General features: G+C 72.9%; 10 protein-coding genes. 9 read left to right on the top strand and 1 reads right to left on the bottom strand.

What is annotated here, in order from left to right; translation table 11 throughout:
- Positions 1-482: 482 nt before the first annotated feature.
- Entirely contained in the window at positions 483-1,928 is a 1,446-nt protein-coding gene (gndA, locus tag ACIRG6_RS37120) for an NADP-dependent phosphogluconate dehydrogenase (RefSeq protein WP_364684102.1), read from the bottom strand.
- Between the two features lie 630 nt (positions 1,929-2,558).
- Between gndA and ACIRG6_RS37115 the strand changes: the two genes are divergently transcribed.
- From ACIRG6_RS37115 to ACIRG6_RS37075, 9 genes are all read left to right on the top strand, one after another.
- Positions 2,559-4,442, top strand: a complete 1,884-nt coding sequence (locus tag ACIRG6_RS37115) for an AfsR/SARP family transcriptional regulator (RefSeq protein WP_403326479.1) — start codon at positions 2,559-2,561, stop codon at positions 4,440-4,442.
- Between the two features lie 131 nt (positions 4,443-4,573).
- The gene (locus ACIRG6_RS37110) at positions 4,574-6,136 is read left to right on the top strand and encodes an MFS transporter (protein WP_364684098.1); all 1,563 of its coding nucleotides are present in this window, start codon (positions 4,574-4,576) and stop codon (positions 6,134-6,136) included.
- 61 nt (positions 6,137-6,197) lie between these two features.
- Positions 6,198-6,806, top strand: a complete 609-nt coding sequence (locus tag ACIRG6_RS37105; RefSeq protein WP_189231478.1) for a TetR/AcrR family transcriptional regulator — start codon at positions 6,198-6,200, stop codon at positions 6,804-6,806.
- 135 nt (positions 6,807-6,941) lie between these two features.
- Positions 6,942-7,952 (top strand): MBL fold metallo-hydrolase, encoded by a 1,011-nt coding sequence (locus ACIRG6_RS37100; protein ID WP_403326476.1) that lies wholly within the window; start codon positions 6,942-6,944, stop codon positions 7,950-7,952.
- 148 nt (positions 7,953-8,100) lie between these two features.
- A complete protein-coding gene (locus ACIRG6_RS37095) occupies positions 8,101-9,375 on the top strand; it encodes an NAD(P)/FAD-dependent oxidoreductase (RefSeq protein ID WP_225637005.1) in 1,275 nt (424 codons plus the stop codon).
- Positions 9,376-9,527: 152 nt separating this feature from the next.
- Positions 9,528-10,727: a cation:proton antiporter domain-containing protein gene (locus ACIRG6_RS37090; protein ID WP_350720444.1), complete on the top strand. Its 1,200-nt coding sequence runs from the start codon at positions 9,528-9,530 to the stop codon at positions 10,725-10,727.
- A gap of 81 nt (positions 10,728-10,808) precedes the next feature.
- Positions 10,809-13,613, top strand: a complete 2,805-nt coding sequence (locus tag ACIRG6_RS37085) for an AAA family ATPase (protein ID WP_403326472.1) — start codon at positions 10,809-10,811, stop codon at positions 13,611-13,613.
- 63 nt (positions 13,614-13,676) lie between these two features.
- Positions 13,677-15,320 carry an NAD(P)/FAD-dependent oxidoreductase gene (locus tag ACIRG6_RS37080; RefSeq protein WP_318215527.1) on the top strand — a complete coding sequence of 548 codons (1,644 nt, stop codon included), beginning with the start codon at positions 13,677-13,679 and terminating at the stop codon, positions 15,318-15,320.
- Positions 15,321-15,552: 232 nt separating this feature from the next.
- On the top strand, positions 15,553-21,822 hold the full coding sequence (locus ACIRG6_RS37075) for a type I polyketide synthase (protein ID WP_403326469.1): 6,270 nt from the start codon (positions 15,553-15,555) through the stop codon (positions 21,820-21,822).
- Positions 21,823-21,829: the final 7 nt, after the last annotated feature.

Below are 21,829 nucleotides of genomic sequence, written 5' to 3'. Positions count from 1 at the left end.
ATCCCGTCCCGCCCGGGCCCACCCCGGGACCGACTCCGGGACCGGACCCGACGCCCGCGCCTCCGACGCCCGGGCCGGGCCCGGACCCGACGCCCCCGCCGCCACCGCCTGGCCCCGGCCCGGCACCGACCCCGCAGCCCCCGGGTCCGGGACCCGAGCCGACGCCCCAGCCCCCGGGACCCGGCCCGGCGCCGGGGCCGACTCCGCCGCCCCCGCACCCCGGCCCGCCGGAGCCCTCCCCGTCACCGATCCCGCCGGGCCCGGAGCCCGTACCCAACCCGGAACCGGGACCGCCGCTCACCTGACCCGGCCCGGTCCCGATCGGCAGCCGTGGCCGTAGCCACAGGCAGTGGGGACAGGACAGGTGAGGGGCGGGGGACGACCGCACAGGCCGTCCCCCGCCCCTCACCGCTCGCCCCGACGACGAGTCCACGCGGCCGCCGGTGTCCGAGCCCGGCGCACCCCAGGCACTGTCGTCGACCTCAGTGGCCGTCGACTTCGACCTCCGTACGGTCGCCGGACCACAGCGTGTGGAACGTGCCGCTCCTGTCGGTGCGCCGGTAGGTGTGGGCGCCGAAGTAGTCCCGCTGGCCCTGGACGAGCGCGGCGGGCAGGCGCTCGGCGGCCAGGGAGTCGTAGTAGCTGAGGGCGGAGCTGAAGCCGGGTACGGGGACGCCGGACAGTGCGGCGGTGGCGACCACGCGCCGCCAGGCGTCCTGCCCGTCGGCGACGGCCTGCGCGAAGTACGGGGCTTCGAGCAGCGTGGCGATGTCCGGGTTCTCGGTGTACGCCTGGGCGATGCGGTCGAGGAACCGCGCCCGGATGATGCAGCCGCCACGCCAGATCTTGGCGATCCGGTCCTTGTGGATGTCCCAGCCGTACTTCTCCGCGCCGGCGGTGATGGCGTCGAAGCCCTGTGCGTACGCGACGACCTTCGAGGCGTACAGAGCCGCGGCCACGTCGTCCGCGAAGGAGGGGGAGACCGCCTGCGGCTCCGGCCGGGAGGGGCGCAGGCGGCGCACCGCGTCGCGCTGCTCGGCCTTGCCGGAGACGGCACGGGCGAACACGGCCTCCGCGATGCCGCCCACCGGCACGCCCAGGTCCAGGGCGTTCTGCACGGTCCACACGCCGGTGCCCTTGGAGCCGGCCCGGTCCAGCACGACGTCCACGAACGGCTGCCCCGTGGCCTGGTCGACGTGGCGCAGGACGTCGGCGGTGATCTCGATGAGGTAGGACTCCAGCGTGCCCTTGTTCCACTCGGTGAAGATGTCGGCGATCGCGCGCGGATCAAGGCCTCCCACCGTCCGCAGCAGGTCGTAGGCCTCCCCGATCAACTGCATGTCCGCGTACTCGATGCCGTTGTGGATCATCTTGACGAAGTGGCCGGCGCCGTTGGTGCCCACGTGCGTGACGCAGGGCTCGTCCCCGACGACCGCGGCGATCGAGGCGAGGATGGGTCCGAGGGTCCGGTAGGACTCCTCCGAGCCGCCCGGCATGATCGACGGCCCCTTGAGCGCGCCCTCCTCGCCGCCGGAGATGCCGACACCGACGAAGTGGATGCCGGTGGGCGCGATCCGCTTCTCCCGGGCGATGGTGTCCTGGAAGTTGGCGTTGCCGCCGTCGACGATGATGTCGCCCGGCTCGAACCGCTCGGCGAGCTGGTCGATGACCGCGTCCGTGCCCGCTCCCGCCTGCACCATGATGATGGCGGTGCGGGGCCTGGCCAGCGAGGCGACGAAGTCGTCGATCGACCTGCCCGCGATGAAGCCCGCTTCCGGGTGCTCGGAGAGGAGCCTCTCGGTGCGGGCGTAGGTGCGGTTGTGGACGGCCACGCTGTTGCCCTTGCGGGAGGCGAGGTTGCGCGCCAGGTTCGAACCCATCACCGCAAGCCCGACGACGCCGATGTTGGCGGATCCGCTGGTCTCCATCTGGACCTCTTTCGATCGGTTGTCCCGAACCGGGGGCTCCGACACTAGTGGGCGGAGCCGGGACGGGGGCGGGTGACGCCCGGGAGGCGTGAGGGAAACGGGTGAACGGGGTGGGTCCGACGGACCGGCTGTTAATGGGCTTACCCCCGGGATGGCCGGATCGGAATCCGGAGGAGAAGGGGCCGCATTCTCATCAAATCCCATGCCGGGGGAAAGCCCTTCCTCCTCCGTTCCCGCCCTGCCCCGCGTCGAAGGGGCGGCCTTTCGGCAGCTCTCCGCAGGGCGGATTCGGGCAGGCGCAACGAGGTGTTCACGGCGCTGAAACCGGTTGCGAGCAGGAAGTTGCAGGCCTCTCGGAACGTCTTGTTGGCCGAGGTTGCCGTGTGATCGAATGATGACGTAATGGAGTCGGGGTGCGACGGAAACCGCTCGGGGGTGGGGAATTGACGGGCGTCCGTGTCATCGACGGGGCTTCCGCATACCTCTACGGCCTCGTGGCCCGGTCGCCGCGTCCCGAGACGTGACCACGTCGTACTTCTCAAGGGGGAGCTCATGTCGGCTGCGGCCGGTTCACTGTCTGTTCAACTTCTTGGACCTCTCCGCGTCTGGCGAGGTGATCAAGAGTTAGCCGTGGGGCCGCCGAAGCAGCGGGCACTGCTGGCGCTGCTCAGCACCCACCGGGGCACGGTGGTGGGCCCCAGCCAGATCATCGACGGACTGTGGGGTCCGGTGGCGCCCAACACGGCCATCAACGGTGTGCACACCTATGTCGCGGGCCTGCGCAGGGCTCTGGACCCCACGCGCCGCGGGCGAGAGTCGGGGGGTGTCCTGCTCTCCGTGGCCGGCGGATACGAACTGCGCCTGCCCCTGGAGGCGGTGGACGCACCGCAGTTCGTGCAGCAGTTCACGGAGGCCCGGCGACTGACCGCGCAGGGCCACTCCGACGCCGCCTTCGACATGCTCGGCAAGGCGCTGGGGCTGTGGCGCGGGGATGCCCTCGCCGGGGTGCCCGGCCCTTTCGCGGCCCTGGAACGGAGCAGGCTCCGCGAGATGCGGTTCTCCGCCGCGGAGGACTGGATCGCCGGAATGATCGCCGCCGGACGCAGCGAGGAGGCGATCGTGGTGACGAGCGAGGCCGTCGCGCAGGAACCCCTGAGGGAGAAGCTGCGGTGGCTGCTGATGCTGGCGCTCTACCGGTCCGGCCGGCAGGCGCACGCCCTCCAGGCGTACGGCGAGGCCCGCTGCCATCTCCGTGACGAACTCGGCATCGAGCCGGGATCGGAACTGCAGGAGCTGCACGCCAGGATCCTGGCGGGCACGGTGGACGACAGTGCCGTGCGGCGGCAGATCGCGTCGGCCGGCCCGGCCGTCGTGCAGACCCCCTCCCAGGCGGGCGGCGAGCGCGCCGTGTTGACCCGGATGGGACTGTGCCCGCGTCAACTTCCATCCCGAGCACACATGTTCACCGGCCGCGAGGCGGAGCTGGAGCAGGTGCGCGCGCTGCTCGACCAGGCGTCCCCGGCGCGGGGGCGGGCCACCCCCATCGTCGCCGTCGACGGACGGCCCGGGGTGGGCAAGAGCGCTCTCGCGTTCGAACTGGCGCACGAGTTGGGGCCCCGTTTCCCCGACGGCCAGCTCTACGCGGACCTCGGCGGGACCGGTGAACGTCCGATCCATCCCTTCCATGCCCTGGGTCGGCTGCTGGAGAGCCTCGGTGTCAGCAGGGCGGACCTGCCCGTCGATCTGGACGGCCGGGCCATGCTCTACCGCAGCCTCCTGCACGAGAAGCAGATGATGGTCGTGCTCGACGACGCCGTGGACATGGAGCAGATCGGACCGCTGATCCCGCAGGCGTCGGCTTGTCTGATCGTCACCAGCCGCCGGCCCCAGCGCGGGCTGGTCGCGCGGTACGGCGCGCACCGCATCGGCCTCAAACCGCTGCTCCCCGCTCCCGCCGCCCAACTGCTCGGCAAGCTCCTGGGCGGCGAGGGTGCCGGGGGGCGGAGTGCGGCGGTCCACCGGCTGGCCGAGTTGTGCGGGTACCTTCCGCTGAGCATCCGGATCACCGCCGCAGCGCTGCTGGAAGCCTCCTACGCCGGCCCCGAGCGGCTGGCGGCGCTCTACGAGGACCCGGTGACCCGGCTCGACCTGCTGACGGTCGTGGGTGACGACGGGATGAGCCTGCGCGCCTCGCTGGCCGCCAGTTACCGCGGCCTGCCCGGCGAGACGGCCCACCTGTTCCGGCTGCTCGGCAGGGTGGGGCTGGAGGAGATCGGGGTTCCCGAATCCAGCCAGTTGCTGGGCGTGCACAGCTCCGAGGTCGCCGCGCAGCTCGAACTCCTCGCCGACCTGGGGTTGTTGGAGCGGACCGGGGCCGGCGTCTACCGGTTCGACGATCTGACGCGCGTCTTCGCCGTCGAGTGCGCGGAGGAGGAATGGCCCGCGCGGCGGACCCCCTTGCTGCGTCGGGCGGCCGAAAGCGCGCCGGTCGACAGCGAGTTGCGCACGGGCTGACGAGTCCGGACGGGGTGCTTCACCCGTCCGGCTGAAAAGCACCCCCTAGGGCGCTTTCAGGGGGTGCGGGCCGGGTGCGCCCGTGTTTTGATACGAGTCAGTCTCGTATCAAAATTCAGAAAGGGGGAGCTGTGTCTGCATCCGCAGTGTGGACCAGCCCGAAGCGCTGGTGGGCACTGGCCGTGCTGGTGATGTGCGTGCTGGTCAACGGCCTGGACGCCACGATCCTCTATGTGGCGATGCCCGAGCTCGTCGACTCGCTGGGCGCCTCCAACTCCGATCTCCAGTGGTTCCACAACGCGTATCTGCTGGTCTTCGCAAGCCTGATGCTGCCCTTCGGCGTGCTCGCCGACCGCATCGGACGCAAACGGCTGCTCCTGGTGGGACTCGCGGTCTTCGGTCTCTCGTCCGGCTACGCAATGCTGGTGGACAGCTCCGGTGAACTGATCCTCGGGCGAGCCCTGATGGGGCTGGGGGCGGCCATCGTCACCCCGGTGTCCCTGGCCATGCTGCCGGTCCTCTTCGCCCCGCGGGAACGGGCGCGCGCGCTGGCCATCTGGTCCGCGGGCGTAGCCCTCGGCCTGCCGATCGGTCCGCTGGCCGGCGGCTGGCTGCTGGAGCACTTCTGGTGGGGATCGGTCTTCCTGATCAACATCCCGATCCTGGTCGCCGCCATGGTGGCGGGCTTCTTCCTCTTCCCCGAGCACCGGGGGGTGCGCGAGCACGCCTTCGACTGGCAGGGGGCGGTGCTGTCCGTCCTCGGACTCGGCGCCATCACCTTCGCGCTGACCCAGGCCCCGGAGGAGGGCTGGCTGAGCGGCCGGACGCTGGGCGGTGCGGCGGCCGGCGTGGTGCTCCTGGTCCTGTTCGTGCTGCGCGAGCGGAGCACCCCGTACCCGCTGCTGAACGTGCGGTCCTTCGGCAACCGCTACTTCGGTGCCTCCATCTCGGCACTGCTGCTGGTGCACTTCGCGATGACCGGCTTCCTCTTCATGCTGAGCCCCTACCTCCAGGCCGTGCTCGGCAACTCCTCCCTCGGCACCGGCGTGCGGATGCTTCCGGTGGTGCTCGCGGTCATGGTCGGGGCGGGCACGGCCGAGCGGCTCGCGCCGCGGGTCGGTCCGCGCGGTCCCGTGGTGGCGGGCCTGTTACTGATGGCCGTGGGACTGCTGCTCTTCTCGAGCACGGACGTCGACTCCGGCGAGTTCACCGTCGCCGCCTGCCAGGTGCCGCTCGGCATCGGCATCGGTCTCACCCTGGCCATCGCCATGCACGCCGCGCTCGCCACCGCCTCCGACGACAAGTCCGGTGAGGCCTCGGGCATCACCAGCGCCTTCCGGCAGGTCGGCGGTGTGATCGGCGTGGCGGTGCTCGGCAGCGTGCTCAGCACCGGGTACCGGAGCGACATGGAGAAGTCCGTGGACGGTCTGCCCCCGGAGGCGGCCGACGCCGCCGAGGAGACGGTCGGCGCCGCGCTGGCCGTCGCGCAGAAGCTGGGTCCCGCGGGACGGGAACTGGCGGAGGCCGCCCGCCGGGCGTACGTCGACAGCATGGACGTCGCCCTGGTCGGCGGGGCCGTGGTGGTCCTCGCGCTCGCCGCGGTGGTCTTCGCCTGGATGCCGCGTCGGGCCGCGGAGCACGACGCGCCCTCGCCCTCGGCGGGCACCTCCCCGCCCGTCACGGAGTCCGTATGATGGTTCGTTCGGAACGTGCTCGGTCTGCGGCAGTGGTCATATCGAGAGGCTGACGGGATAGATGTACGAGACGCGTGAAGGTCGACAGGCCACATCCACCCCCGTCGGGCGGCCGCGCAGCCCCCGTGCGGACGCGGCGATCCTGCAGGCGGCGGTGACGGTGCTGGGCGAGTCCGGGTTCCAGGGACTGACCATGGACCAGGTCGCCCGCCGGGCCGGAGTCGGAAGAGCCACCGTCTACCGGCGCTGGCGTTCCAAGGAAGAGATGATCATCGGTGCGCTCGACACGCTGATGGCCGATTTCGACCTCGAGCCCAGCGGCGACCTTCACGAGGATCTGCTCGCCATGACGCGCTGGCTGCGGGACGGGCTGCTCAACGCGCCCGAGGGCCGGCTCCTGCCGCACCTCGCGGCCCAGGCGGTCAGTGATCCCAACTTCCCTTCCAGCCACATGGACACCTGGGTCTGCCCCTGGCGCGACGCCGTCGAGGCGGTGTTCGTCCGGGGCCGGGCCGACGGCCTGGTCCGCCAGGACGTCAACCTCACCGCCGTCGTGGACATGCTCGCCGGTGTGGTGATCCTCCGCCTGTTCCTGGGGCAGGGTAAACCGCTGACCGACGAGCAGATCCAGGAGATGATCGACGCCCTCCTCGGAGGCGTGTTGCTGTGACTCCGCTCTGACGGCCCTCCGTGCCTGAAGCCGTCCCCGGACGGCAGCGACCGGCCCCGCTCCGCCCCCGCGCACTCGACAGAGACCGAGGGCGGACCGGGGCCGGTCTCCTTTCGTCACCGATGGAGACTTCCGATGACCTCCCCCGCCCGCCCGCCCCTGTCGCCGCCGCGCCCGTTCGGTGAGATCCGCACGTGGCCGGACTCCTTCGCCGACCGCCTCACCTCCCCGCTGCCCGGCGTGACGGACTTCCTGCGCCTCGCCCTGCGCGGCCAGCGTCTGCGCCCGCCCGGCAGAACGCTCGCCCAGCTCGGCGAGCTGCCCGTCGACCCCGCACCCGTCCCCCACGTCGCCCCCACGGACCTCTCCCTGACCTGGGCCGGGCACGCGAGCTGGGTCGTCCGGATCGGCAGCCTCACCGTCCTGACCGACCCGGTGTGGTCGCACCGGATCGTCGGCACCCCGGAACGCGTCACCCCCGTCGGTGTGCCATGGCGCGAGCTGCCCCACATCGACGCCGTCGTCATCAGCCACAACCACTACGACCACCTCGACACCGCCACGCTCGACCGGCTGCCGCCGGACACCCCCCTCCTCGTGCCGGCGGGCCTCGGCGCGTGGATCCGCCGCCGCGGCTTCACCGAGGTCGCCGAACTCGACTGGTGGGAGGCGGTGGAACTGCCCGGACCGCTCGGACCGGTCCGGTTCGACCTGGTCCCCTCCCACCACTGGAGCCGGCGCGGACTGACCGACACCTGCCGCAGCCTGTGGGGCGGCTGGATGCTGACTGCCGGGGACGGGCACCGGGTCTACTTCGCGGGAGACACCGGATACGGCCACTGGTTCGAGGAGATCGGCCGCCGCTACCCCGGCATCGACGTGGCCATCCTGCCGATCGGCGCGTACGAGCCGCGCTGGATGCTCCGGCCCGTGCACACCTCTCCTGAGGAGGCGGTCCAGGCCTGCGAGGACATGGGGGCGACGAGCATGGCGCCCATGCACTGGGCGACCTTCCTGCTGTCCGCCGAACCGCCGCTGGAGCCGCTGCACCGGGTCCGTGCCGCCTGGGAGCGGACCGGACGGCCCCGCGAGGACCTGTGGGACCTCCCCATCGGCGCGTCGAAGGTCCTGAAGGCCGGTCTTTAGCCGACGACCAGAACTCGTCCAGAGGAGCTGCAGACCTTCTCCAGGTGACTCAATGCAGACTGGCGGCGGGCAATACGGCGGGGGGTCGAATTCGCCGAATCCCGCTCAGTTCTCGCACCGGTCCAGGGTCTAGGGGAAGGTAACAGGCGTGTCATCTAGTATTTACGGAATATCCGCCGACTACGACGTCGTCATCATCGGAGGAGGCCCGGCCGGTGCCACGACGGCCGGTCTCCTCGCCCAGCGCGGACACCGTGTTCTGGTACTCGACCGCGAGCGTTTCCCGCGTTACCACGTCGGCGAGTCGCTCATTCCGGCGTTCATGCGCCCCATGGAGGAGCTCGGCCTCACCGAGCGCATGGACCAGCGCGGTTTCGAGCGCAAGTACGGCGGCAGTCTGGTGTGGGGCAACAACCAGGTGCCGTGGAAATTCGCCTTCCTGAAGGGCAAGCACCCCTACGCCTTCCACACGCGCCGCGCCGACCTCGACGCCCTCATCCTCGACCGTGCCCGCGAACTCGGCGCGCACATCGTCGAGGACGCCACCGTCAAGGACCCGATCGAGGAGGACGGCCGCGTCGTCGGCGTCCGCTACGCCCTGCGCGGCATGGAGGGCCTGCGCGAGGTGCGGGCCGGCCTCGTCATCGACGCCTCCGGCCAGGCGCGCGTGCTCAGCCGGCGCTACACCGACGTCAAGTGGCACGACCAGCTGCGCAACGTCGCCGTGTGGACGTACTACGACAACTGCGAGCGCCTCGAGGGCGACGAGTACACCAACATCCTGATCGAGGGCCTGGACGGCGGCTGGTTCTGGGCGATCCCCATCGACAAGGGGACCATCAGCGTCGGGTACGTCACCCGCGTCGCCAGCGCGGGGGAGTCGGGGCAGTCCCTGGAGGAGCTGTTCCACCAGCAGCGCGACCGCACCGTCAAGCTCAGGAAGATGCTGGCCAACGCCCGGCAGTCGGCGGGCTTCCGCACCGCCCGGGACTGGTCGTACCACTCGGACCGCTTCCACGGCGACGGCTGGGTGCTGGTCGGTGACACGGCGGCCTTCGTGGACCCGCTCTTCTCCACGGGCGTGGCCCTGGCCTGCATGGCCGGCAGCACCCTCGCCAAGATCGTCGACCAGGTCATCAAGCACCCGGAGATCGAGGCCAAGGCCCTGGACCGGTACGCCACCGCGTACTCCGGATTCTTCGACGAGATCCGGGAATTCGTCGAGCGGTTCTACGACCAGACGAAGTACAAGGAGTTCTACCACAGCCTCGCCCAGGAGATGATCGACCCGGAGCACGAGCGGAAGCCCGCCGACGACTTCGTCACCCTCATCTCCGGTCTCAGCGGAAACCACCCCCTGTTCAACATCACGCTGGACGACCTCATCGCGGACCACTCGACGCCGGACATGACGCAGTCCTGAAAGTAATTCCTGGGGTAGCCGCCGGGCGGATTCGACGGCTGCCCCAGCAGCATTTCCGCGCACGAAACGCGCTGCATTCGAAGACGAGGCCGGGGGAAATGAACAGTCATCAGTTACAAATTCTGTTTCTCGATCTAGCCATTATTCTCGTCATGGCGCGCGGGCTCGGACATCTCGCCTCGCGCATTCGGCAGCCGCCGGTGGTGGGCGAGATCCTCGCGGGAGTGCTGCTCGGTCCGACCCTCTTCGACGGGGTGTTGAGCGAGACCCTGTTCCCCGACGACGTCCGGCCCGTGCTGTCGGGTGTGGCGAATCTGGGCGTCGCCCTCTTCATGTTCGTGGTCGGCCTCGAGATCGAGGGCAATCTGATGAAGGGGCACGGCCGCACCACCGTGGCCGCGGCGGTCGGTTCGACCGCCGTTCCCTTCCTGCTCGGCATCGGACTCGCCTTCGCCCTGATGCCCGGGCACGACCCCGCCGACCGCGGGACCTTCGTCGTCTTCATCGGGCTCGCCGTGTCCGTGACCGCGTTCCCCGTGCTCGCCCGCATCCTCGCCGAGCGGGGCCTGACCCGTACCGCCATCGGCGGCATCGCCCTGGCCGCGGCGGCCTTCGTCGACGTGGTCGCCTGGGCGGCGCTGGCCGCGGTCAACGCCTCGGTCGGCGCGGCGGGCGACCACCGGCTCGTCCTGCTCACCGTGCCCTACCTGGCCGCCATGCTCTTCGTCGTCCGCCCGCTGCTGCGCCGCGTGCTCGCCCCCGGCGACAAGGCCGCGGAGCCGGGCCCGCTCAAGTTCGCCGTCGTCCTGGTCGGCGCGCTGCTGTCGGCCGCGGCCACCGAGGCGATGGGCATGCACCACATCTTCGGCGCCTTCCTCTTCGGGCTGATGGTGCCCCGCGAACGCGCCCAGGCCCTGCGCGCCGACCTCCACGACCGCACGACGCATCTCACGTCGGTGCTGCTGCCCGTCTACTTCGTGGTGGCCGGCTTCCAGGTCGACCTCGGCGGCATCGGGCTCGGCGGGCTGCGGGAACTCTCCCTCATCCTCCTGGTGGCCATCGCGGGCAAGTTCGGCGGCACCTACCTCGGCGCCCGCGCCACGAAACTGGCCCCCCGGCCCTCCGCCACTCTCGCGGCGCTGATGAACACCCGTGGCCTCACCGAACTGGTCATCCTCGGTGTCGGCCTCCAGCTCGGGCTGCTGGACGACTCGTTGTACTCGCTCATGGTCGTCATGGCCGTGGTGACGACGGTGATGACCGGTCCGCTGCTGAGCCTCGCCGGATCCGGCCGCTCCGGGACCCCGGCCGACGGTACCGCGCCCCGCGAACGGATCAGCGCGGCCCCCTAGGACGGACGCGACCCAGGAACGGCCCCGCGACGGCGCGGGCGTGCGGACGCAACTCAACAGGCACCGAAGGGATGACCCCACATGCGCTTGGTCGAACGGGACCAGGAGCTCTCCTCACTCACCGACGTGATCCGAAGCAGCGCCCGCGGCGCCGGGCAGGTGGCCCTGGTGACCGGCGGCATCGGCTGCGGCAAGACCGCGCTGCTCGCCGAGATCGGCTCCGTCGCCAAGAAGCTGGGCTTCGAGGTGCGCGGCGCCACCGGCTCACTGGTCGAGCGCCCGATCCCCGGTGCGGTGCTCGGGCAACTGCTGCGGGACGTCGAACCGGCCCTCGTGGACCGGGCGGTGGCGGCCGGGACGGCCCGGGGAGCCGGCCCGGGCCGGCACGACGGCACGGGGACGGTCGCCCGGCTCGGCCCGGACACCCTCGACGCGGAGACCGGGCGCGCCCTGCAGGACCTGTGCGCCGTCGTCGAACGACGGGCCCGGCGTGCTCCGCTGCTGCTGTGCCTGGACGACGTCCAGTTCCTGGACGACCTGTCGCTGCACTGGGTGCTGCTGCTGATCCGCCGGCTCTCCGACGTGCCCGTCACCCTGATCATGACCGAGCGCGGGCTCTCCCGGCCGGCCGACCCCCGGCTACGCGCGGAACTGCGCCGCCGTCCCGAGCACCGGCCGCTCGCCCTGCGCCGGCTGACCGGCGACGGGGTCGCGGCCGTCCTCGTCCCGTACCTCGGCGCCGACCTCGCCTCCCGGCTCGCCGCCGAGTGCCACGGGGTCAGCGGCGGCAACCCGCTGCTGATCAGGGCGCTCGCGGAGGACAGCAGGCGCGGCGCGGCCGGCACGGTGCACGCCACCGGGCGCCTGGTCGTCGGGGACGCCTTCCTGGACGCCGTCACCGGCTGTCTGCACCGCGGCTGGCCCGCCCTGCTGCACATCGCCCAGGCCCTCGCCGTACTGCACGAGGACCACGCCACGGCGCAGACCGTGGCCCGCCTCGCCGGGGTCGAGGACGCCGTACTGAGCCGGGGCCTGCGGGCCCTGGACGACGCCGGTCTGATCTCCGACGGCAGGCTGCGCCACCCGGCCGCCGCTGCCGCCGCTCTGGCCGGCTGCACCGGCGAGGAACGCGCCCGACTGCACCGCCGCGCCGCTGAACTGCTGTACGAGGAGGGCGGTGCCGGAGTCCTCGGTGTGGCCCGGCACCTCGTCGCGGCCGGCACGACGACCGCGCCCTGGGCGGTGGACCAGCTCCGGGAGGCCGCCGAACGGCACCTGGCCCTCAGCCGCCCCGCCGAGGCCAGACTGTGCCTCGAAGTCGCCCTGCGGCACTGCCGGGACGACGACGAGCAACTGCGGCTCAAGGCGCTGCTGGCGGGCGCCACCTGGGTGCTGGACCCCACCATGGGGGCACGGCACCTCGTCGAACTCGCCGACGCGCTCCGGGCCGGCCGGCTGCCGGACCAGTACGCCGTGGTGCTCGCCAAGTACCTGCTGTGGCACGGGCGGTACGTCGAGGCCGCGGACGCCGTCGAGCGGATCGGACGCCGCGACGCGGGCATGACCGACCCGCTGGCCGCCGCCGAGGCCCGGGCCACCCGGGAACTCCTCTCGGTCGGCTACCCCGGGCTGGTGTCCGCGGGCGCGACCGCCACCGGGCCCGCGCGGCAGGTGTCCTTCGGCGGCGACCCGCGCATCCGGGGCGCGGTGGCCCTCTCCGACGTGCTGCGGCGCGGCCCCCGCCAGGACGTGGTCGACTCCGCCGAGGCGGCCATGCGGGCGATGCGGCTGGGCCGCAACACCCACGAGTGGCTGACCTGCGCCGTCTCCGCGCTGCTGTTCGCGGACCGCACGGAGGCCGCCGCGGCCTGGTGCGACCACTGGCTCGACGAGGCGCGCGGCCGCAGGGTCCCGCTGTGGATCGCCGAGTTCTCCTCGCTGCGGGCCGGTATCGCCCTGCGCCAGGGCAGGCCGCGCGAGGCCCGCGAGCTGGCGGAGGCCGCCCTCGCGCGGATCCCCGTGGAGAGCTGGGGCGTGTGCATCGGCGGGCCGCTCGCCAACCTGATCCAGGCCAACACCGACCTCGGTGACCACGAGGCGGCGGCCGAGTACCTCGAAGTACCGCTGCCGCAGGGGATGTTCGACAGCCGGTTCGGCCTGTACTACCTGCATGCCCGGGGACAGCACTACCTCGCCACCGGGCAGCCCCGGGCCGCCCTCGACGACTTCACCAACTGCGGTGCCCTCATGCGCGCCTGGGGACTGGACCAGCCGTCCCTCGTCCCCTGGCGGTCCGGTGCCGCGCGGGCCCTGCTGGCCCTCGGCGACAACGACCGCGCGCACGCCCTGGCCCGGCAGCAACTCGACCTGGCCGGGGACGCGCTGACCCGCACCCGCGGCATCTCCCTGCGGGTCCTCGCCGCCGCCGGGCGGCCTTCCCAGCGGGGCGCCCTGCTGAAGAGCGCCACGGCCATCCTGGAGCGCTCCGGTGACCGCCTCCAGCTGGCCGGGGCCCTCGCGGAACTGGCGGTCGCGCATCTGCGCTCCGGCCGGGACACCGAGGCCCAGGCGCTCGCGCAGCGGGCCGCGCACCTGGCCGGCGCCTGTGGAGCACCGGCCCTCGCCGCGGAATTCGCCCGCCTGCTGCCGACCCGGATGGCACCGCCGGGCACGCCCGGCACGGCTCCGGCACAGGACCTGGACCTGCTCAGCCCGGCCGAGCAGCGCGTCGCCTCACTGGCCGGAGAAGGGCTCAGCAACAAGCAGATCTCCGCACGCCTCAGCATCACCGTCAGCACCGTCGAGCAGCATCTGACGCGGATCTTCCGCAAGCTCGGCGTCCGCACCCGCGGCGATCTCCGCCAGAACCGGGCCCTGGCCGGGTGAACCGCCCAGGTCCCCCTGCCCGTCAGCGGCAGTCACCACCCCACGAGGAGGGTCAGGAACCCCATGAACCGCAGTGACCAATACGATGTGGCGATCCTCGGCAGCGGCATGGCCGGCGGAATGCTGGGCGCCGTCCTGGCACGGAACGGCGTCAAGGTGCTGCTCCTCGACGCCGGCACCCACCCGCGGTTCGCCGTCGGGGAGTCGACCATCCCCTACACCTCCGGCCTGACCAGGCTCATCGCGGACCGCTACCGGGTGCCCGAGCTGCGCGCCCTGTCGAGCTTCAAGGGCATCCGCGAGCAGGTCTCGCGCAACTGCGGCCAGAAGCAGAACTTCGGCTTCGTCTACCACCGCGAGGGCTCCCCGCAGGACTGGCAGGAGATCAACCAACTGGTGGTCCCCTCCGTGCTGCGCACCGAGACCCACCTGTTCCGCCAGGACATCGACGCCTACCTGTTCCACGTGGCCGTCAAGTACGGCGCCCACCCGCGGCTCGGCACCCGGATCGTGGACGTCGAGACCGACCCGGACACCGGCGCCGTCCTGCGCACCGACGGCGGCGAGGAGTTCCGCGCGCACTACGTGGTCGACGGCAGCGGCTTCCGCTCCCCGCTGGCCGAGAAGTTCGCCCTGCGCGAGACGCCCACCCGGGCCAGGACCCATTCCCGGTGCCTGTTCACCCACATGATCGGGGTCGAGCCCTTCGACAAGGCGCCGGCGGCCCGCCGGCACGACCAGCCCAACCCCTGGCACCACGGCACCCTGCACCACGTCTTCGACGGCGGCTGGCTGTGGGTGATCCCGTTCGACAACAACGAGCACTCGCTCAACCCCCTGTGCAGCGTGGGCCTCACCCTGGACCCCCGCGTCCACCCCAAGGGCGACCGCACCCCGCAGCAGGAGTTCGACGACTTCCTGGCCCGGTACCCCGAGATCGCGCACCAGTTCCGCGGGGCGAAGGCGGTCCGCCCCTGGGTGTCGACCGGCAGGCTGCAGTACTCGGCCAAGCAGGTGGTCGGCGAGCGGTTCTGCCTCACCTCCCACGCGGCCGGCTTCATCGACGCCCTGTACTCGCGCGGCCTGACCAACACGATGGAACTCGTCAACGCCCTCGGCTGGCGCCTCATCGCGGCCAGCAAGGACGGCGACTGGTCCATGGAGCGGTTCGGTTACCTGGAGGACCTCCAGCAGGGTCTGTTCGACTTCCACGACGACATCGTCTACAGCTCCTTCGTCGGGTTCCGCGACTACGAGCTGTGGAACGCCGTCAACCGCACCTGGATGCTCGGCACCATGCTCGGCAACGTCATGCTGGAGGACGCCTACTACCGGTTCGAGCGCACCGGTGACGACGGCGTCTTCCGGGAGCTGGAGGAGTTCGGGCACCCCGGGTCCCCGCTCCCGGTGAGCGAGGGCTTCACCCGTATGGGACCCCTCACCAGGGAGCTGTGCGAGGCGGTCGACCAGGGCACGGAGACCTCCGGAGAGGCAGCGCGGAAGATCCTTTCCTACATCCGGGACGCCGACTTCATCGCGCCGTCGTTCCGGTTCGGGGAGCGCGACACCCGCTGCTTCGCCATGTCCCCGGCCAAGATGGCGATGAACGCGCGCTGGTGCCGCAAGGACGCGCCGCCGGAGATCGGCCCCCGCATGATCAATGCGAGCAAGGGGCTCGTCCGCATGCGACTGCGCGCCGGGAAATAGCCGGCCCCCGCACCCCCTATGCCCGTCTCAGGGGGCAGCGGGAGAACCCCCCGTTCCGCGTGGCAGGGGGTTCTCCCGCACCCGGCGCTCTTCCTAGCCTGGAACCACACGAGTTCACGGATATCCGGTCCCTCCCAGGGGCCGTCGAGGTCCGCGCCCACGACGCCGTCGGCACCCGCGAGTGAGGTCCCAGGCCGAGCCCGGCACTACTCCCAGGACGAAAAGGCAGCGAATGAACGCGCATTCCACACCCGATCCCGAAGGGCTCATCGCCGTCGTCGGCATGGCCGGCCGCTTCCCCGGAGCACCGGACGTCGACAGCCTGTGGCACCTGCTGATGAACCGTCAGGAAGCCATCGTGCCGGTGCCGTCCGACCGCTGGGACGCCTCCGCACAGCTGGACCCCCGGCTGCGTATCCCGGCGGTAGGCGGCTTCCTCGACGACATCGACCTCTTCGACGCCGGATTCTTCGGGATCTCCCCGCGCGAGGCGGCCGCCATGGACCCCCAGCAGCGGCTGCTCCTCGAGGTCGGCTGGCGGGCACTGGAGGACGCCGGACAGCGGGCGAGCGACCTCGCGGGCTCGCGGACCGGCGTCTACGTCGCCACCGTCTGGCACGACTACGAGCTGCTCCGCAAGGCGCGCGGCGCCCTGCACACCTCCCACTCCCTGGTCGGCACCGGCCGTGACATCCTCGCCAACCGGCTCTCCTACCTCATGAAGCTGCGCGGCCCGAGCCTCGCCGTCGACACCGGCTGCTCCTCCGGGCTCGTCGGTCTCGACCTGGCCGCCCGCGCGCTGCGCGCCGGCGACATCGAGGCCGCCATCGTCGGCAGTACGAACCTGATGATGGACCCGCACGTCAGCATCGGCCTCACCCACTTCGGCGGGCTCTCCCCGGACGGCCGCTGCGCCTCCTTCGCGAAGTCCGCCAACGGCTTCGTCCGCGGTGAGGGCGTCGCCGCCGTCTACCTGAAGACCCTCGCCCGCGCGCTGCGCGACGGCGACCGGGTGCACGGCGTCCTGGTGAGCACCCTGACCAACAACGACGGAGGCGGCCACAGCCTGGTCAGCCCCAGCCAGGAGGGCCAGGAGGACCTGCTGCGCCGCAGCTACGGGGAGCACACCGTGCCGGCCGCCGCCCTGTCGTACGTCGAGGCCCACGGCACCGGGACCAAGCGCGGCGACCCCACGGAGGCCGGCGCGCTCGGCGCGGTCCTCGGCCGCGCCCGTCCGGCCGGCGACCCACTGCCGATCGGGTCGCTGAAGACCAACATCGGCCACCTGGAGGGCAGTTCCGGTCTGGCCGGGCTGATCAAGGTCCTGCTCTCCCTGCGCCACCGCACCGTCCCGCCGTCCCTGCACGCCGAGGAGCTCAACCCCGACATCCCGTTCGAGGACCTCAACCTGAGCGTGCTGCGCGAGCCGCTCGCCCTGCCCGCCGAGGGCTCGGTCCTCCTCGGGGTGAACTCCTTCGGCTGGGGCGGCACCAATGCCCACGTGGTCGTCTCCTCCCCGCCGCAGCCCCGGCCCGCGGACCGCCACGACCGGTCCGACGAGACCGGGGTGCCCCCCGTGGTCACCCTGTCCGCGAAGCGCCCCCCGGTGCTCGCCCGCCGGGCGGCCCAGCTCCGGGACGCGCTCGGCGCCAGTGGCGAGCACGAGGCCGCAGAGCTGGCCGGCACGCTGGCCTGGCGCCGCGACCACTTCCCGGAGCGGGCCGCGTTCGTCGCCGAGGACCTCCGGCAGGCCGCCGCCGGCCTCGCCGCCCTCGACGACCCCGCCGCCGCGGACGCCGACGTCGTCACCGGACGGGCCGTGCCGCACGGCCGCACCGCCTTCGTCTTCCCCGGGCAGGGCTCGCAGTGGCGGGAGATGGGCGTGGCCCTCTACCGCGACAGCGCCCTGTTCGCCTCCGTCGTCGACCGCTGCGCCAAGGCCCTCGCCCCGCACGTCGACTGGGACCTGACCGACGTGTTCGCCCCCGACGCCGACGCGGGTCCCGACACGATCGCCCACACGTGGACGACCCGCACCGACGTCCTCCAGCCGGCGCTGTGGGCCATGTCCCTGGGCCTGGCCGAGCTGTGGCGCGCCGCCGGCGTCACCCCCGACGTCGTGCTCGGCACCAGCCAGGGCGAGATCACGGCCGCCACCTTCGCCGGCGCCCTGTCCCTGGACGACGCCGCCCTCGTCCTCGCCCGCCGCGGCGCGCTGATCGCCCAGCGGGTGTCCGGCCGCGGACTGATGCTCGCCGTCGACCTCGACCGCGAGGCCGCCGAGCGGGCCCTGGAGGGGTTCGAGGACCTCGTCTCCTTCGCCGCGCACAACGGCCCGCACTCCTGCGTCCTGTCCGGGGACCGCGACCACGTCCTCGCGCTGAGGGAACTGCTGGAGGCCGAGGGCACGTACTGCGCCCTGGTCAACATCGACTACGCCTCCCACAGCGCCGGCATGGACGTGCTGCGCGAGGACCTCATGACCGGCCTCGCCCCCGTCCGGCCGGCCGCGGGCGACATTCCCCTCATGTCGACCGTCGAGGCCCGCGTCGTCGACGGCGGCGCCCTGGGCCCCGACTACTGGGTCCGCAACCTGTGCGAACCCATCGAGCTGGTCTCCGCGACGGACGCCCTCTTCGACGGCGGTGTGACCCACGTGGTGGAGATCAGCCCGCACCCCGTCCTGCAGCCGGCCCTGGAACAGCAGACCGCCGTACGCGAGGAGCCCCTGGCGCTGCTCACCACCCTGCGCCGCGGGCACGGCGGCACCCGGGACGTCGCCCGCGCCTTCGCGCGCGCCTACACCGCCGGTCTGGAACCCTTCGGCACGCTGCCCCGCGACGGCCGCTTCCCGGTGCCCGCCTACCCGTTCGAGCGCGAGAGCTTCTGGCCCGCCGACAACCGCCGCACCGGCGACGCCGCGCAGGGGTTCGAGGCACCGCTCGCCCCCGCCCCCGGCCGCCCCGGCGTGTGGCACGGCGCCCTGGAGCTGTCCCCTCTCACCCAGCCCTGGCTCACCGACCACAAGCTCTACGACACCGCGCTGCTCCCCGGCACCGGCATGCTGGCGCTGGCCCTGCACACCGCCACGGCCCGCACGGGCGCACTGCCCGGCCGGCTCGTCGACGTCTCCTTCCGCAAGGAGGTGACGATCGGCGCGGACCCCGTCCGCTTCACCACCGAGTGGCAGGACGCGCCCGGCGGCGGTGCCTTCCGGCTGCTGTCCCTGCCGCCCGGCGCCACCGAGTGGGACGTCGTCGCCACCGCCGGCGCCGAGCCCGGCACCGACGCCCCGGAGGGCTTCGGCCTCCCCGCCTGGGCCGACGAGGTCGCGGCCGAGGACCCCGGCGAGTTCTACCGCCGCTGCTCCGCCCGCGGCCAGAACTACGGGCCGGCGTTCCAGGTGGTGCACTCCCTGCGGCGCCACCCCTCGGGCGACGAGGCGCTCGGCGAGATACGGCTCCCGCAGGAGCTGTGGGCCGGCCTGCGGCCCCGGGTCCCGCACCCCGTGCTGTGGGACGGAGCGCTCCAGGTCGCCCTGCTGCTCGACGACGGCGCCGAGGCGCTGATGCCGACCGCCGTACGCGCCGTCCACGTGCTGCACGCCGGCGACGAACCCGTCACCGCACTCCACTCCCACGTCCTGCGCCGCCCCGACGGCACCGTCGATGTCCGCGTCCTCACCGGCGACCGGCGTCCGCTGCTGGTGATGGAGGGGCTGGTCCTGCGGTCCCTTCCCACCTCGGACGGCCACGACGCGCACGCCGACCGGTTGCACCGCCTCCACTGGACCGACACCACCGCCGCGCCGCCCCGCGACGCCGGCTCGGCCACGGCCGGGCGCTGGGTCGTCTGCGGCGGCACGGGCGGCACCCAGGACCTGGCCGACGCCCTCCGCGCGGCCGGCGCCGAGGTCACCGCGGTGGACGACCCCGCCCACCCGGAGAACTCCCTCACGGGCGACGTCGACGGCGTCGTCTTCCTCGCCCCGCGCGCCTGCGTCGGCCCCGACGCCCAGCAGCGCGGACTGACCCACCTCACCACCGTGGTCCGCGTCTGCGCGGCCCTGCCCTCGCTGCCCCGGCTCACCGTGCTCACCGACCGGGCCCAGAGCGTCACGGCGGCCGACACGCCCGATCCCGGCGCCGCCCTGTACTGGGGCTACGGACGGGTGCTGCAACGCGAGCACTCCGAACTGCGGCCGCGGCTCGTCGACGTGGACGCCTCCCACCCCGACTGGGCCGCCCAGTGCGGCCGCGCCCTGCTCGACGAGGACACCGACGACCAGCTCGCCCTGCGCGGCGACCGCCGGCTGGCCGCCCGGATCGTCCGGGGCGGCGACCCGGACGGCGCCGAGGGCACGGCGCGTCCCGCCTGGCGCACCGGACCCCAGCCCTTCCGGCTGGGCGCCGCCCGGCGAGGCGCCTCCACCACGGCCGAGTTCCTCCCGCACCCGACACCGACGCCCGGACCCGGACAGGTCGTCATCGACACCACGGCCGCCGCCGTGTCACCCGCCGACCTGCGCGACCTCGCGGAGATCCGCGCCGGACGAGCCCCCGTGACCCTGCCGCTCGGCCGCGCGTGCGCGGGCCGCGTCAGCGCCGTGGGCCCCGACGTGAGCGGGCTGCACCCCGGGGACCGCGTCGCCGCCGTGGCACCCGGCGCGCTCGCCGGGCACGTGCTCGCCGAGGCGGCCCACACCGTCCGGCTGCCCGACCGGCTCGACGACACCGAGGCCGCCGCCCTCGCCCTCCCGGCCGTCACCGCCTGGTACGCGCTGACCCACGTCGGCCGGCTGGCGGAGGGCGACACCGTCCTGATCCACACCCCGGCCCTGCCCGACGCGCTCGCCGCCGTACAGATCGCCCGCAGCCGGGGCGCCGTCCCGCTGGCCGTCGTCGACGGAGCGGCCCGGCACGCCGGGTCGCTGCGCGCCGCCGGTGCCCTCGAGGTCCTCGACACCGCCGACCCCCACTGGCCGTCGGCCGTCGAGGCGATCGCCGGCGAGGGCGTCGACGTGGTCCTCGGCCCGCGCGGCGGAGCGACCGCCTCCCATGCCTGGGACCTCCTGGCCCCGGACGGACGCTACGTCGAGGACGTCACCCGGGCGGCCCTGTCGGACCCGGCCCCGCAGGCACGGCCGCTGCCCGCCGGCGCCACCTTCGGCTCGACCGACCTCGAGGCGCTGCGGGTCCGCCGCCCCGCCCTGTTCGCCCGGCTGCTGACCGACGTCCTGACGCTGGCCGCCGACGGCAGGCTCACCGCCCCGCCGCCGAGGACGTACGACTGCGCCGGTGTCACCGGCACGACGTTCGACCTCGACCACGACCCGCACGGTCCCCGGCTCGTGCTGACCCGGCTCGCCGAGGTCGCGCACGTGGCGCCCGAGCCCCTGCGCGACGGCCGGTTCCGCGCGGACGGCGCCTACCTGATCACCGGCGGCCTCGGCGCCCTCGGTCTCTCGCTCGCCGAGTTCCTCGCCGCGCACGGCGCCGGCACGCTCGTCCTGGTCGGCCGGTCCGCGCCCTCGGCCGAGGCCGCCGCCCGGCTGACGGCGCTGCGCTCCGCGGGGACGGTGGTCCACACCCCGCACTGCGACGTGCGGGACCGCACCGCCGTACGCCGGACGCTCGAGGGCCTGCGCGAGCGGGGCCTGCCGCCGCTGCGCGGTGTCGTGCACGCGGCCGGCGTGGTCTCCGACGCCACCATCGGCAGCCTGACGTCACGTCAGATCGCCAAGGTGCTGCAGCCCAAGGTGGACGGCGTACGCAGCCTGGAGGCGGCGACCGGACAGGAACCGCTGGACTTCTTCGTCATGTTCTCGTCCGTCGCCGCCCTCGTCGGCAACCCGGGACAGGCCGCCTACGCCGCGGCCAACGCCTACCTCGACGCCGCCGCCGAAGCGCGCCGCGACCGCGGACTGCCCGCGCTCAGCGTGCAGTGGGGACCGTTCGCGGACATCGGTCTGGCCGCGCGCAGCGCGGAGGCCGGCGCCCGCCTCGGGGACCGCGGCATGAGCAGCTTCCCGGCGGACGAGGCCTGGGCAGCGCTGACCCGGCTGCTCACGGAGGAACGGCCCGTCCACGGCTACGTCCCCCTCGACCTGCGCCGCTGGTTCGAGGCCGCCCCCGACACGGTCGCCCTGAGCGCCTGGCGCGGTCTGCGCGAGGCGCTGCGGGACGGCGGCTCCGTCACCGCCGGGAGTGCCTTCGCGGCCGGCCTGCTGGACGCACCGGAGGAGGAACGCCACGGCCTGGTGGAGGCCAAGGTCCGTGAACTCGCCGCCCAGGTGCTGCGCCTCAGCCCCGAACGTGTCGACCGCGACACCCTGTTCGAGTCCCTCGGCCTGGACTCGCTGATGAGCCTCGAACTGCGCAACCGGCTGGAGGCCGCCTTCGGGCTGCGCCTGTCGCCGACCCTCATGTGGACGTACGGCACGCTCCGCACCCTCGCCAAAGCCCTGACCGAACAGGTCACCCGAGCGCAGGAGACCCGGTGAGCGCCGA

It is taken from the genome of Streptomyces flaveolus, from assembly GCF_044765825.1.
Lineage (GTDB): Bacteria > Actinomycetota > Actinomycetes > Streptomycetales > Streptomycetaceae > Streptomyces > Streptomyces flaveolus.
This window is presented reverse-complemented; position numbering and strand designations above follow the sequence as displayed.

Bases quoted from the DNA above. Each gene is read 5' to 3' on its own strand.
- ACIRG6_RS37075 (WP_403326469.1), top strand. From the start codon at position 15,553: ATGAACGCGCATTCCACACCCGATCCCGAAGGGCTCATCGCCGTCGTC.
- ACIRG6_RS37100 (WP_403326476.1), top strand. From the start codon at position 6,942: ATGACCTCCCCCGCCCGCCCGCCCCTGTCGCCGCCGCGCCCGTTCGGT.
- ACIRG6_RS37105 (WP_189231478.1), top strand. From the start codon at position 6,198: ATGTACGAGACGCGTGAAGGTCGACAGGCCACATCCACCCCCGTCGGG.
- ACIRG6_RS37085 (WP_403326472.1), top strand. From the start codon at position 10,809: ATGCGCTTGGTCGAACGGGACCAGGAGCTCTCCTCACTCACCGACGTG.
- ACIRG6_RS37080 (WP_318215527.1), top strand. From the start codon at position 13,677: ATGAACCGCAGTGACCAATACGATGTGGCGATCCTCGGCAGCGGCATG.
- ACIRG6_RS37090 (WP_350720444.1), top strand. From the start codon at position 9,528: ATGGCGCGCGGGCTCGGACATCTCGCCTCGCGCATTCGGCAGCCGCCG.
- gndA (WP_364684102.1), bottom strand. From the start codon at position 1,928: ATGGAGACCAGCGGATCCGCCAACATCGGCGTCGTCGGGCTTGCGGTG.